This window comes from Bradyrhizobium sp. JR3.5 (assembly GCF_054057015.1).
The window spans coordinates 4,200,074-4,213,400 of the sequence record NZ_JBSRYV010000002.1; the positions used below are offsets into that span (position 1 = coordinate 4,200,074).

A 13,327-nucleotide genomic window follows, 5' to 3' on the forward strand; every position below is an offset into this window, starting at 1 on the left:
CTCGATTGCGGAAATACCCCCACCCCAGCCCTCCCCCGCAAGCGGGAGAGGGGGCAAAGCGAACTCGTGGTCACCACCGGATCTCGTTCAAGCACACCCAAATTCCGATCTGCGGAACATGACGCCGTCTCCGGCCCCGGAGGCGGCGTTTGCCGTTCCGGGGCGTCTGGTATTCCTGTTGCAGTGTCCAAAATATGTGTACGAAGGCGTCAAGACGCGCCACTATCCGGCGATCTCAGAGGGAGAAAACAATGCGTGAAGCCGTAATCGTTTCCTACGCGCGCACCGGCCTGGCGAAGTCCGGCCGTGGCGGATTCAACATCACCCCGCCGATGTCGCTGGCCGGGCACGCCATCAAGCACGCGGTCGAGCGCGCCGGCGTCGACAAGGACTATGTCGAGGATTGCTATCTCGGTAATTGCGCGCATGGCGCGCCGAACATCGGCCGCCAGGCGGCGCTGCTCGCCGGCCTGCCGAAGTCGACCGCCGGCGTCTCGGTGAACCGCTTCTGCTCGTCGGGCCTGCAGACCATCGCCATGGCTGCGAACTCGATCCGTTCCGACGGCTCCGATTGCATCGTCGCTGGCGGCGTCGAGAGCATCTCGATTCCCGGCGGCGGCGCGCCGAAGGAATCGATCGATCCGGACCTGCTCAAGACCGCGCCCGCCATCTTCATGGCGATGATCGACACCGCCGACATCGTCGCCGAGCGCTACAAGGTCAGCCGTGAATACCAGGACGAGTATTCGCTGGAGTCGCAGCGCCGCATGGCGGCCGCGCAGCAGGCCAACAAGTTCAAGGACGAAATCGTCCCCATGAAGACCAAGATGAAGGTGGTCGACAAGGCAACCAAGGCCGAGTCGATCGTCGACTATGTGGTCGATCGCGACGAGTGCAACCGGCCCGAGACCACGCTGGAAGGCCTTGCCAAGCTCGAGCCGGTCAAGGGTCCAGGCAAGTTCGTCACCGCCGGCAATGCCAGCCAGCTGTCCGATGGCGCCGCCGCGGTGGTGCTGATGGAAGCCAAGGACGCCGAGAAGCGCGGCCTCAACCCGCTGGGCCGCTTCGTGGCCTGGGCCTCGGCCGGCTGCGAGCCCGACGAGATGGGCATCGGTCCGGTGTTCGCCGTGCCGAAGCTCTTGAAGCGCCACGGCCTGAAGATCGACGACATCGATCTCTGGGAGCTCAACGAGGCGTTCGCGAGCCAGTGTCTCTATTCGCGCGACCAGCTTGGTATCGATCCCGAGAAGTACAACGTCAACGGCGGCTCGATCGCGATCGGCCATCCCTTCGGCATGACCGGCGCCCGGCTCACTGGCCACCTGCTGCAGGAAGGCCGGCGCCGCAAGGCCAAGTGGGGCGTCGTGACCATGTGCATCGGCGGTGGTCAGGGCGGCGCCGGCCTGTTCGAGATCTACAGCTGAGCGTGCGGCTCGGCTGACTGCTCAAGATTTGCAGCACGGCGCCTCAGGGCGCCGTGCTTTTTTATGCCGCCTTCCGTGCATTGACGGCAAAGGAGACCGCTCGACATCGCTGCGCCATGCGGCAGCCGCGAGCGCGCCATCGTCGCGCCGCACCGAAACCTCAATCGAACCAGTCCTTTCCTCGCTGCGTCTCACCACGAGAAACGGCGCGCGCCTTTGAGCTGGGCCTGCCGTTGGTCTCGCGCGATGCGATGTTTCCCGGAGGGATGTGATGCGAAAGATTGCGAACTGTCTTGTGACCACCAGTCTGGTGCTGGCGGGAGCGCTGGTTGCCGGGCCGCTGCATGCGGCCAATCTCGATGCGGCGTCGCAGGTCGACGCCGTGACCGTCTATCCCGATGGCGCGAGCGTCACCCGCGTCATTACGCTCGATCTGCCGGCCGGCGACAACACGCTCGTCGCGAAGGATTTCCCGATGGGGCTCGATCCGTCTTCGCTCCGCGTGGAGGGCGAGGCGGGCGGCAGGCTGACGATCGGCGCGATCGACGCGCGGCCGCCGCGCCCGGTGGAGCCGGCGAACCTGCCCGAGATCGACAAGCGGATCGAGGCGCTGCGCGATCAGCGCGAGGATCTGCAGGGGATCATCACCTCGGCCGAGGCGCGGCGCAAATTCGCCGAACACTTCGCCGAGGCCTCGCCGGTCGGGATCGGCGAGAAGGGCGAGGCACGTCCGGTCAGCGAGTGGCGCGCCGCGTTCTCCGCGGTCGGGGACGAAGTCGCAACCGCCGACACCGCGATCCGCGACGCCGCGCGCAAGCAGCGCGACATCGATCGCGAGATCGTACACCTCGAAGCCGATCGCGCCGCCAAGCCGCCGAGCAAGCTCGAGGTGCGGATCGAGCTTGCCTCCGCGGCCGCGACCCGCGCGACATTGCGGGTGACCTATGCGGTGCGCAACGCCCGCTGGATGCCGCTTTACGACGCCCGTCTCGACACCGGCGCCAGGGATCGCAAGCCCGCGATCGAACTGGTGCGCCGCGCCGAGATTACCCAGTCGACCGGCGAGGATTGGTCGAACGTCGCGCTCGCCGTCTCCACCGTGCGCGTCGCCCGCGGCGGCAATGCGCCCGACCTCAACTCGCTGATCGTGCAGTATCCGCAGCTGCGGCCGAAGGTCTCTGGCTTGATGTATGACAGCGCGCAACCGCGCTCCGCGCTTGCGCCGGCGCCGGTATCGCAACCGGCGGACCATCTGCTCAAGCAGGCCGAGGAGCGCGACGCCGTCGCCGAAGTCGGCGCGTTCCAGGCCACGTTCAAGATTCCCGGCCGTGTCAGCGTCGCCGCCAACGAGGGCGCCAAGAACCTGCGCATCTCGACGGCGACGATCACCCCCGATCTCGCGGTGCGCGCCGTTCCGGTGATCGATCCGACCGCGTTCCTGGAGGTGAGCTTCGTGCAGGCCGACGAGGCGCCGCTGTTGCCGGGGCAGGTCTCGATCTATCGCGACGGCATCTTTGTCGGTCGCAGCCGGATGGCCACCGCCGCCAAGGACGAGACCGTGCGGCTCGGCTTCGGCGCCGACGACAAGGTCAAGATCGAGCGCACGGTGGTGAAGCGCAATGAAGGCTCCGCCGGCCTGATCGTGACGACGTCGAAGACCGACGAGCGTGCCTTCAAGACCACGGTGCGCAACGGCCACGACTTCCCGATCAAGGTCGCGATCCAGGATCAGCTCCCGGTCAGCGAGAACGACGATATCGTGGTCGAGATGCTACCGTCGTCGACGCCTGCGACGACAACCAATCTGCGCGACAGACGCGGGGTGCTGGAGTGGGCGTTCGAGGCCAAGGCCGGCGAGGTCCGTGATGTCAATTTCGCCTGGCGGATGCGCTGGCCCAAGGACAAGGGCGTCGTGATGGTGCCGGCGGGCTGATCTGCACCGGCAGCCGATGACTTCCCTCCCGATCTCGGGCATCACTTTGCCAACGGCAAAAAGCCGAGATCGGGAGGATCCATGAGCTACCAGCACATCATCGTCGATGATCCGCGTCCGCGCGTCCGCCGCATCACGCTGAACCGGCCCGAGAAGCGCAACGCGCTGAACAATCACCTGCGCGGCGAGATTTTCGAGGTGCTGGAGCAGGCCGATCGCGATCCCGACATTTCGATCTCGATCCTTCGTGGCGCGGGTCCGTGTTTTTCGGCAGGCTATGATCTCTCCGCCGACAACCGCGTCGACCAGCCCTATCATTCGGCGTCCGGCCCCGGCCAGTGGTCGCGCCACGTCGTCGAGGGCTGGTTCTCGATCTGGGATCTGGCAAAGCCGGTGATCGCGCAAGTGCACGGCTATTGCCTCGCCGGCGGCACCGAGCTCGCGACTGCCTGCGACGTGGTCTATGTCGCCGACGATGCCCAGATCGGCTATCCGCCGGTGCGGCTGATGAGCCCGCCCGACATGCAGTATCATCCCTGGCTGGTCGGCATGCGCCGCGCCATGGAATTGATGCTGACGGGCGATGTGATGTCCGGCCGCGAGGCCGCCGAGTGGGGCTATGCGACCCGCTCGTTCCCGCTCGCCGAGCTGGAGGCGAAGACGCTGGATTTCGCCGAGCGCGCGGCGAAGGTGCCGGTCGAGCTGCAGCAGCTCAACAAGCGCAGCGTGCATCGCGCGATGGAGATCATGGGCGCCCGCGCCGCGATGCGCGCCGGCACCGAGATCCAGGCGCTGGCCTTCACCACCGAGGCGAGCAAGGCCTACATGGCCGGCTTCCGCCGCGACGGCGGCAGCGTGAAGGCCCAACTTGACCAGCGCGACACGACGTTCGGCGATTACCGGACCAAGAAGGAGTGACGGCTTGATGGCGAACGCGGGCTAGAAGCCCGCGTCCTCCTCCAGCCATTGCTAATTGTCCCAGCGCGCGCGGCGGCCGACGACATATTCGCGAACATCGTCCATGAAGCGCACTTTGCTGGCGAGTGCTCCAATGAAAGCCACGATCGCCGCGATCCAGGGCAACAGATGCATGAGCAGCGAGGCGGGTATCTGATCGGCGAATCCCGCCTGCAGCGCACCCGTGACCAGATGAGCCAACACGCCCCACGCAACGGCCAAGATCGTCGCCACGACCTCATAGCTGTTCTGATGAAATCTCACCAACCGTCGCATCAAGGCCAGGTAGGTAAAGTAGACGATCACGCCGAGAAGCAAAGCGATGAGCCCGGGAGGAAGCCCCCAGCTCTGGTCCCAGCTCAGATACGCAACGAAGCCCGCGGCGATGAACGCCTCGATGCAGGTCAGGCTGGATTTTTCTCGCATGATTTGCCCCAAAGCGATTCAAGTATCGGCCGAAGCTATCATCATCGAGCGCTTCGGTAGAGGGGCAATTGCAAGACAACCGTTGGCGCCTTGTCCAGCGCGATCCCATGTTCGGGAATTCGGACGAAGAAGGAGCGAGCTAACGCTGAGTGAGGCGGGGCAGCTCTATCACCGTCACCCTGAGGAGGCCGCAAAGCGGCTGTCCCGAAGGGCGACGGCCCGGCTTGCTCCGCGCGGCATCGTCGGGGCCGTGCATCCTTCGAGGCTCGCTCCGCTCGCACCTCAGGACGGGACTGCTTCCGCATATTAACTGTCATGCCCCGCCTTGAGCGGGGCATCCGGTACGCCGCGGCTCATCCGTTGAGTTCGGACGCCTCTGGAATACTGGATCGCCCGGTTGAGCCGGGCGATGACACCGTTGTGTGTAGCGCGAGCAACCGCTCACTTCGCCTTCAGGAAGTCGCCGACTTCGAGCAGCACGAACTCGTCGTCATCGGCCTTGTTCGGATCGCGGCTCGAGGAGAACGGCAGATTGTTGTCGTTGCCGACGATGATGTGGGTCTCGTCGACCCGGTCGACGTTCTCGATGGTGAAGAACGGGAAGGTGTAGACGGCGTCGTTGAGCGGCTTGCGGGCCTTCTTGTTCGGATCGCGGATCTTCATCAGGTCGATATAGGCGATCTTGCGCACCGGCTTGCCGACATTGGCGTCAGACAGCTCCATCTTGTAGACGCGCTTGAACCTGGCGAGGTCAGGGAAACAGTTCTCGCCGCGCTGGCCTTGCGGGCAGGCCTTGTCGGCGGTGCCTTCGCCATTGTCGCGCTCGATCACGAGGCCCCGGGTCGGATCGATCATGTTGAAGTCGCCGATCGCGTTGCCGTTCTGCTCGAACACATATTGCCAATAGCGACCGGTGAACTTCTCCGCCGCGACGTCGAATTCGAGGATGCGCGAGGCTTCCTTGCCGTCGACCTTCTCCCAGTCCTTCTTGTCGGCATCCCACAGCGGCCCTTCGAGCAGGCCGTAGAGGAACTTGCCGTCCTTGGAGGAGGCAAAGCCTTCATAGCCCTTGGAGCGTCGCAGGTTGACGTTGGTGTAGCTTGCGCCGGGCGCGCCGGGCGACTGCACGGCCCAGTGATCCGGCGAGCGCACCGGCTTGCCGTCGGCGACCGTCTCGAACACGGCGAGGATCTTGCCGGTCTTGTCGGCCTTGAGGATGTAGGGCCCGAACTCGTCGCCGATCCAGAAGGTGTCGTTGATGATCTGGAAGCCCTCGGTATCGAAGTCGGCACCGGTGAGGTAGCGCTTCGCGGTGTCCTCATGCACGATGCGGAACGGTACCTTCTTGTCGGGATCGTGCAGGAACACGGTCTCCTGACGCTCGATCTTGCCGTTCGCCCAGTCCATCTTGTAGCGGTTCAGGTACAGCATCGAGTCCGCCGAGTTGTAGCGCGAGCCCATGCCGTTATCGGTGATCACCCAGAACGAGCCGTCGGGCATCGCCTTGATGCCGGAATGGCCTTGCAGCGGCTGGCCCTTGAATGGCAGCGACACGCCGGTCGGACCGCTCGTAGGATTTGCCCATCACGGTGCCAATGGCATCGACGCGCTTGCCGGTGGTGTATTTGCCCGACGTCTTCAAATCGTTCGGGGCATCCGCGGGGGTGTCGATGAAGCTCTCCGCCGGCATCACGGCGTGTTCTGCCAGCGTCGCCGGGAATTCGCCCTCGCTCTGCGCGAACGCGGAGGTGGCGAGCAGGATCGAGGCGACGGAACAGAGCAGTGACAGGCGCATGGTTGATCTCCCAAAGGACAAACGATGCGGTGTTCTCCGAGGCGCCTGTTACAGCCGGCTGACAGTTTTGTGAACCGCGGATGTTGCGACGGGATAAGGCTTGCGGCGTTACGTCGCCTTGCCCGCCGGCCGCATCGTCTGCGGCAGCAGGAAGGGCACGCCGCTCGTAGTATAGTCGATCGTGGCGTCGATCTCGAAGATCTGCCTCAGCGTGTCGGCCTGCATTGCCGCGGCACGGTCGCCGTCGACGGCAAGCCGGCCGCGATGCAGCAGCAGGATGCGGTCGGCGAACCGCATCGCGAGATTGAGGTCGTGCAGGATCGCGATCACGGCAGTGCCGCGCGCGGCGCGCCGCCGGGCGGTCTCGACCAGATCGATCTGATGCCGCAAATCGAGGCTCGAGGTCGGCTCGTCGAGCAGCAACAGTCCCGGCCCGTGCAGCGCCTCGCCGCAGGCGAGCTGCACCAGCACGCGGGCGAAATGCGCGCGTTGCTGCTCGCCGCCGGACAGCGTCGGCAATTGCCTGAACCGGAAATGCGCGAGCCCAACCTCGTCCAGCGCGGCAGTGACCAGCGCCCGCGTCACCGCGCGCGGACTCTCGCCGGCGCCCATGCTGACGATTTCCTCGACCGTGAACGGGAAGGTGACGTTGACGTGCTGCGACAGCATCGCACGGTGCCGTGCCAGCTCGCGCGGACCATAGGCGTTGAGGTCGCGCTGCCTGAGCCGGATCGTTCCGCGCGACGGACGGAGGTCGCCCGACAGCATCCGCGCAACAAGGTCGATTTGCCGGCGCCGTTGGGACCCACGATCGCGATCATCTCGCCGGCGCCGATCTGCAGCGAGACCGCATCGACCAGCGCGGCGCCGCCGACCGTCATCGATACCGACTGCGCCACCAGGAGCGCGCTCATAGCGACACCAGGGAGCGCTGGCGCAGCAGCATGGCAAGGAAGAACGGTGCGCCGATCGCCGCGGTCAGGATGCCGATCGGCATTTCCGCGGGGGCCACGATGGTGCGCGCCACCGTGTCGGCCCCGACCAGCAGGATGGCGCCGAGCAACGCGGACGCCGGCAGCAGCAGGCGATGCCCGGGTCCGATCACCAGCCGCAGCAGATGCGGCACCACGATGCCGACGAAACCGACCACGCCGCAAACCGAAACCGCGACCCCGGTCATCGCCGACACCAGCACGATCGAGACCCGCTTCAGCCGTTCGACATCGACGCCGCTGTGGAATGCCTCGGCCTCGCCGAGCACCAGCACGTCGAGCCCGCGCGCAATCCAGAGGCAGGCGATCAGGGCCGCGGCCAGCACCGGCGCCAGCGCCGTGAGCTTGGTCCAGGTCGCGCCGCTCAGCGAACCCAGCATCCAGAAGGTGATGTCGCGCAGCTGGCGGTCGTCGGCGACGAAGACCAGCAGCCCGATGCCGGCATTGGCGATCGCGGCAATTGCAAGTCCGGCGAGGAGGAAGATCGCAATCGAGGTCCGGCCGCCGCGGCTCGCAATGCCATAAAGCACGATGGTCGTGACCAGCGAACCGGCGAAAGCCGCGATCGGCAGCAACTGATGTTGCAGGAAGCGCAAGCTCTCGCCGAACTGGCTGTCGGTGAACACGATCGCCGCCGCGGCGGCAAACGCGCCGCCGGAGGAGACGCCGACCAGCGCCGGGTCGGCGAGGGGGTTGCGGAACAGGCCCTGCATGATTGTGCCTGATACGGCAAGCAGTCCGCCGACCATCGCGGCCGCGGCGATCCGCGGGATCCGGATCGACCACACCACGAGCTGGTCGCGCGCGAGCAGCGGGTTGGCCGTGGTGTCGGCCCATAGCCCGAGCGCGGCGGGAAGCCGCGCCAATGGAATGCCGGCGGCCCCGACCGTCAGGGCGACCAGAGCGCTTGCTGCGAGCGCCGCAAGCAGGCAGAGTAGGGCGAGTGTCGCTGCCGGCCGCAGCGACATGCCGGCGCGCCGTTGGTTCGCACGCGTGCGGCGTTCGGCCAGCACGCTCATTGCCGGCAGTTCGCGGTCAGCGCCGCCGGCTTGAAGGTGGCGGCCTCTGGCGCCAGCGCCGGATAGAGCTTGACCGAGAGGTCGCGTGCCGCGGCCGCGGTGCGCGGCCCGAAGCCGAGCAAATAAAGCCCTTCCATCGAGATGAAGGCCTTGTTGGCCGCAACTGGCGTCAGCGCGAAGGCCGGATGCGTGAACACGGCATCCGACGTCAGCGAGTCCTTGCCGCGATCGATCGACAGCACGACGTCTGGTTTCGCCGCCACGATGGCCTCGTCGTTGACCGGCTTGTAGCCGTCGTAACTGTCGATCGCGTTGACGCCGCCGGCGAGCTGGATGATCTCGTCCGCGGCGGTCTTGTGACCCGCAGCCAACGCTCGGCCGTTCAGGAGCGACATCACGAACATCACGCGCACCGGTTTCGTCACTTTGGCGCGCAACGTGCGCAGTTGCGCGAGGTCGCTCTCCACCGCCGTGGCCAGGCAAGCGGCGCGCGGATCGGCGCCCATGGCATGGCCCACAAGTTTGATCTTCTCCACCAGCCCGGTCTCCGAGAACGTCTCCGGCACCAGCACCAGCGGCACCTTGGCCGCCTCCAGCACGTCCATGGTCTCCTTCGGCCCGGAGCCCTGCACCGCAAGCACCAGCGACGGGTGCAGGCCGAGCACGCCCTCCGGCGACAGCTGGCGCATGTAACCGACGTCGGGCTTCTCACGCAGCGCAGACGGCGGGTAGAGACTGGTCGCATCGACGCCGGCGATGCGGGTCCTCGAAGCCGAGCGCATAGAGGATCTCGGTGATCGCGCCGCCGATCGAGACGATCCGCGTGGGATCGTCGATCACGACGTCGCGGTCGCGTGCGTCGTGCACGGTGATGCCCTCGGCGGCCGCTGCGCCGATCGGCAGCAGACAGGAGAGCGCGAGCAGAGCGAGCGTGCGACAAATTGTCATCGGGGTCGTCACTTGGTCAGGATCAGCTTTTTCTGCGAAGTCAGTCGCAAGCGGTAATGCTCTTCGCCATGCACGATGATGATCTCGCGCTCGGCCGAGAACAGGTCGCGGCTATCGAGGCGATTCCCATGCATGATGAGCGTTTTGGCCGCGTCAGACGCTGATGCGGCCTGTTTTCCCGCCGCGCCGATGTTGTCTCCGGAAGTTGCCGACATGCTCGTGGTGCTGCGCCTACGAAATCGTCAAATGATGCTTGCTTGTATAAGCGGGCGAAGGCGCATTCCAACGGCCGCACTTTACAATCGATGTAAACCAGCGCTGCCGCATTCTTGACCGTTTTGTTGCCGGCTCGTAACCAATCATCACACGATGCAGGCTGGTGGCTTGCATCGCAAACTAGCCAGCAAGCCGCTCAGTGGAGCGCACGCCAGCCAAACCAGAAAAGCGATGATCGGGCTGGGGCTGGAATGGCTGACGGGGCTAGGGTTTCGCGCGCCTTGATTTTGGGTGCGTCGGTGTTTTCATTTTCGGCAGCACTGCCGGCAGGCGGTTTGGCGCAAACCGCCGATGCGTCGGCTGCGCGTCCCGCGACCGAGCGGCCGAAGCAGGCCAAGCGCAAGCCGAAGCCTGCGGCCGAACCGCAGGCAGCGGCGTCGCCTGCGATGAATGCGCGCGCGCAGATCGGCGCGGTGCCGGTGCAATCGCTCGACACCATCACGGCTGTGGCATCCAAGACCGAAGAGCGCGCGATCGACGCGCTGGCGCCGGTCAGCTCCGTCACGCTGGAGAAGATTCAGGGCCTGCAGCCGAACCGGGGGTGTCCGACATTTTCTATAACGTGCCCGGCGTCTCGTTCCAGGAGCGCGGCGACGATCCGGCGACCGTCATCAACATCCGCGGCCTGCAGGACTTCGGCCGCGTCGCGGTCGTGGTCGATGGCGCGCGGCAGAACTATCAGCGCACCGGCCACAACGCCAACGGCTCCTTCTTCCTCGATCCGGAATTGATCGGCGGCGTCGACGTGGTGCGCGGCCCGACCGCGAATATCTACGGCTCCGGCGCGATCGGCGGCGTGGTCTCGTTCCGCACCAAGGATATCGATGATGTGGTGCGTCCCGGCGAACGCTGGGGCGTCGACATGTCGGGTTCTTACGGCAGCAACAAGGACCGCGGCATGGGTTCGGTGTTCGGCGGCGTACGCGCCGATCCGAACGTCGATGTGTTCGGCGGCGCGGTCTACCGCACCCAGAGCAACTACAAGGACGGCGCGGGCACCGAGATCGGCAACACCGGCAACGATATTGCGGCCGGCCTGATGAAGGTGACGATCCGCCCGGCCGAAGGCCACGAGTTCAAGATCGGCGGTGTCTTCCAGGACTACCAGTACAATATCGGTCAGCCCAACCGCGGCCCGACCACGACGGCGGCGCCGCTGGCGGCGATCGCGGGCTCCTCGGTCTATGCCTCCGATGCAAGGAACTACACGGGCACGCTGAGCTGGCGATACTCCAAGCCCGACGACATGCTGTTCGACTGGAACATCTCGGTCTACGGCAACCGCACCGACAACGACCAGGTCAAGACCTACAACAATCGCATCACGTCAGGCGGCGGCGTCTGCACGCTCGCCAATCCCGGCAACAACATCTCCGGCTGCGTCGGCGACAAGCGCGGCTATTCGCTCGATACCGTCGGCCTCGACGTCAACAACACCTCGCGCTTCAATTTCGGCGACTGGCGCAACGCCGTGACCTACGGCTTCGACGCCTTCCGCGACGATGTCGAGACTTTCGACTCCCGCGGCAACTCCAACATCACGACGCCCGGCGGCCAGCGCACGGTGTCCGGCGGTTTCGTGCAGTTGAAGCAGAACTATTCGACCTGGCTCGAGCTCATCAGTGCGGTCCGCTACGACCATTACGAGCTCACCTCGATCGACACCACGACCAGCGGCGACCGGCTGTCGCCGAAGATCACGGTCGGCGTCACGCCGGTGACCGGCTTCACGCCCTATGTGAGCTATGCCGAAGGCTATCGCGCGCCGTCGATCACCGAGACCCTGATCTCGGGCGGCCACGCCACCGGCGGCGGGCCGGCGCTGTTCAACTGCCCCGACGGCACCAGCGGCCTGTTCTGCTTCCTGCCCAATGCGGCGCTGCGGCCCGAGGTCGGCAAGAACAAGGAAGCCGGCATCAATCTGAAGTATGACGGCATCTTCGCCGCGAACGATTCATTCCGCGGCAAGATCAACGTGTTCCACAACGACGTCGACGGCTATATCGACCTCGTCCCTTCGGCGCCGACCCTGACGCCGTTCGGACGCTTCAGCCAGTTCTACCAGTACCAGAACATCGCCCATGCCCGCGTCGAGGGTTTTGAGCTCGAGACGATGTATGACGCGGGTGACTGGTTCGTGGGGGTCGCCGGCCATCTGATGCGCGGCCGGAACACCGCGACCAATGTCGGGCTCGCTACCATCACGCCGCGCAAGGTGACGACGACGGGCGGCGTCCGCCTGCTCGACCGCTCGCTGATCATTGCCGCGCAATGGTCCTCGTTCGGCGCCAACAACGATTTGCCGGCGGGCTATCTGCCCTCGACCGGCTACGAGCTGGTCAATCTCTATCTGACCTGGAACGCCACCAAAGACATCACCTTCACGGCGTCGGTCGACAATCTCTTGAACCAATACTACCGGCCCTATGCGATCCCGGGCTCCTCGAGCGACGGCACGACGCAGAACGACGTGCTGTTCTCGAGCCCCGGTCCGGGCACCGTCTACAAGGCCGGGCTCAGGATTCACCTAGGTGGAGCGTAACGCGACAAGCCGATCATTCCATCCAGGTTGCTCCGGCCGCGCTGGTGCCCCCAGCGCGGCCTTGGCGTACTCCTTGGCGCATTCATGTTATTAACGAGATCAACCGGCAGGATCCAAGGCATCGTCCGAGGCATCCGCCGTCAAACAGGAGAGGCTTTCATGTTCATCGCAATGAACCGATTTCAGGTGATCAAGGGCAAGGAACAGGCGTTCGAGACGGTCTGGAAGACCCGTGAATCCCATCTCGGCGATCTGCCGGGATTCATCGAGTTTCACCTCGTGAAGGGCCCCGAGGCCGAGGACCACACGCTCTATGCGACCCACACGGTGTGGGCCAGCAAGGGAGCGTTCGAGGACTGGACCAAATCCGATGCGTTCCGCCGCGCCCATTCTCGCGCCGGCAACGAGACCGGCGGCAGCCTCTATCTCGGCCATCCCAGATTCGAAGGTTTTGAGGTGCTGATCACCGAGCGCGCCAAGAGCCCGGCGTGACGGAGGCGGCCGTGCAGAACGCGGAGCTCGCCGGGCTGAAGGCCTATATGGCCGACAATCCCGGCGCAGTCATCGAGGACGTCGCGCGCGAGCGCAAGGTGACGCCGCGCGCGGTGCTCGAGGCGCTGCCCGAAAGCATGGTGCGGATCGGCGCTGCCGAGTTCGACGCCGCGATGCAGGACATCGCGGAATGGGGTGAGGTAACGCTGATCGTGCACACTGATGATGCGATCTTCGAGTTCACCGGCGCTGTTCCGAAAGGCGAGGTCGGCCGCGGCTATTTCAACCTGATGCAGCCGAAGGGCCTGCATGGCCATCTCAGGCATGAGCGCTGTGCGGCGATCGCGTTCGTCGAGCGGCCGTTCATGGGCAAGGTGTCGGCCTTCATCGCTTTCATCAACCGCGACGGCGGCATCATGTTCAAGGTGTTCGTTGGCCGCGACGAGACGCGCGCGCTGCGCGGCGACCAGCTGGCGCGCTTCCATGCGTTGGCGGACCGTCTCGCGCCGCAAGCGGGCTGACG

8 protein-coding genes and 4 pseudogenes are annotated in these 13,327 nt (G+C 65.5%); 6 read left to right on the forward strand and 6 right to left on the reverse strand.

Features of this window, described 5'->3' with window-relative positions:
* Positions 1–251 precede the first annotated feature (251 nt).
* The 3 genes from ACVWW1_RS36965 (at position 252) to ACVWW1_RS36975 (ending at position 4,275) form a co-directional block, all read left to right on the forward strand.
* On the forward strand, positions 252–1,424 hold the full coding sequence (locus ACVWW1_RS36965) for a thiolase family protein (protein ID WP_456659269.1): 1,173 nt from the start codon (positions 252–254) through the stop codon (positions 1,422–1,424).
* 271 nt (positions 1,425–1,695) lie between these two features.
* On the forward strand, positions 1,696–3,357 hold the full coding sequence (locus tag ACVWW1_RS36970) for a mucoidy inhibitor MuiA family protein (protein WP_456659270.1): 1,662 nt from the start codon (positions 1,696–1,698) through the stop codon (positions 3,355–3,357).
* Positions 3,358–3,438: 81 nt separating this feature from the next.
* Positions 3,439–4,275: an enoyl-CoA hydratase-related protein gene (locus ACVWW1_RS36975; RefSeq protein ID WP_456659271.1), complete on the forward strand. Its 837-nt coding sequence runs from the start codon at positions 3,439–3,441 to the stop codon at positions 4,273–4,275.
* A 51-nt stretch (positions 4,276–4,326) separates the two neighbouring features.
* Here ACVWW1_RS36975 and ACVWW1_RS36980 read toward each other — a convergent pair whose 3' ends face one another.
* From ACVWW1_RS36980 to ACVWW1_RS37005, 6 genes and pseudogenes are all read right to left on the reverse strand, one after another.
* Positions 4,327–4,752, reverse strand: coding sequence for a hypothetical protein (locus tag ACVWW1_RS36980; protein WP_456659272.1), 426 nt, complete (start codon positions 4,750–4,752; stop codon positions 4,327–4,329).
* Positions 4,753–5,181: 429 nt separating this feature from the next.
* A pseudogene (locus tag ACVWW1_RS36985) lies at positions 5,182–6,535 on the reverse strand (esterase-like activity of phytase family protein).
* Between the two features lie 108 nt (positions 6,536–6,643).
* A pseudogene (locus tag ACVWW1_RS36990) lies at positions 6,644–7,449 on the reverse strand (heme ABC transporter ATP-binding protein).
* On the reverse strand, positions 7,446–8,546 hold the full coding sequence (locus tag ACVWW1_RS36995) for a FecCD family ABC transporter permease (RefSeq protein WP_456659273.1): 1,101 nt from the start codon (positions 8,544–8,546) through the stop codon (positions 7,446–7,448). The pseudogene ACVWW1_RS36990 and the gene ACVWW1_RS36995 overlap by 4 nt, the downstream one beginning before the upstream one ends.
* Positions 8,543–9,494 (reverse strand): annotated as a pseudogene (locus ACVWW1_RS37000) (heme/hemin ABC transporter substrate-binding protein). Before ACVWW1_RS37000 ends, ACVWW1_RS36995 begins: the two are co-directional and overlap by 4 nt.
* Before the next feature lie 8 nt (positions 9,495–9,502).
* A complete protein-coding gene (locus tag ACVWW1_RS37005; RefSeq protein ID WP_456659274.1) occupies positions 9,503–9,709 on the reverse strand; it encodes a hemin uptake protein HemP in 207 nt (68 codons plus the stop codon).
* A 252-nt stretch (positions 9,710–9,961) separates the two neighbouring features.
* On the opposite strand from ACVWW1_RS37005, the pseudogene ACVWW1_RS37010 reads away from it, so the two are divergent.
* The 3 genes and pseudogenes from ACVWW1_RS37010 (at position 9,962) to hutX (ending at position 13,325) form a co-directional block, all read left to right on the forward strand.
* Positions 9,962–12,312, forward strand: a pseudogene (locus ACVWW1_RS37010) (TonB-dependent hemoglobin/transferrin/lactoferrin family receptor).
* A 159-nt stretch (positions 12,313–12,471) separates the two neighbouring features.
* Positions 12,472–12,804: an antibiotic biosynthesis monooxygenase family protein gene (locus ACVWW1_RS37015; protein ID WP_456659275.1), complete on the forward strand. Its 333-nt coding sequence runs from the start codon at positions 12,472–12,474 to the stop codon at positions 12,802–12,804.
* A 47-nt stretch (positions 12,805–12,851) separates the two neighbouring features.
* Positions 12,852–13,325, forward strand: coding sequence for a heme utilization cystosolic carrier protein HutX (gene hutX / locus ACVWW1_RS37020; RefSeq protein WP_456660768.1), 474 nt, complete (start codon positions 12,852–12,854; stop codon positions 13,323–13,325).
* Positions 13,326–13,327 lie beyond the last annotated feature (2 nt).